2 tRNA genes are annotated in these 531 nt (G+C 50.5%); both read right to left on the bottom strand.

The features are described from left to right. Positions 1-293: 293 nt before the first annotated feature. A tRNA-Ala gene (locus tag M3I54_RS44650) sits at positions 294-369 on the bottom strand. A 38-nt stretch (positions 370-407) separates the two neighbouring features. Further along, a tRNA-Ile gene (locus M3I54_RS44645) sits at positions 408-484 on the bottom strand. Positions 485-531: the final 47 nt, after the last annotated feature.

Here is a 531-nt window from a genome sequence, read left to right as displayed (position 1 = left end):
GTGTCTCGGTCACGATTGCTCGTGCGATTCACGCTCGCTACAGGTTGAGTATTCGTGTTGCGCCGTATTTCAAGGCAATCTTTCGATCACTTAAAAATACATTGATACAATCACAACCCTGATTCACCTACTCCACACCCATCTCTAAGTGTGTTTCAGATGAATCTCTTTACTACTTCTTCCTGATTGTTAAAGAACGACAGCCGATACGTTTTCACATACCGCTCTGACTGGCTCAATCGCCAATGCGTAATATCCGGTCTGTCTTTCACCGGACACTAGGCATTGAGGATTGGTGGAGGATGACGGGATCGAACCGACGACCCCCTGCTTGCAAAGCAGGTGCTCTCCCAGCTGAGCTAATCCCCCAGTCACACAACTCAAGGGGACTGCCCGTCCACAGACAGTGGTGGGTCTGGATGGATTCGAACCATCGACCCCCGCCTTATCAAGACGGTGCTCTAACCGACTGAGCTACAGACCCCTGAGTCTGTCTTTCTTACAGCCGACAAGTGTGAGCGCTTAAAACGC

The organism is Paraburkholderia sp. CNPSo 3274 (assembly GCF_024206475.1).
GTDB lineage: Bacteria > Pseudomonadota > Gammaproteobacteria > Burkholderiales > Burkholderiaceae > Paraburkholderia.
Note: the sequence above shows the minus strand (reverse complement) of the source record. Positions and strands in the feature narration are given on the sequence as shown.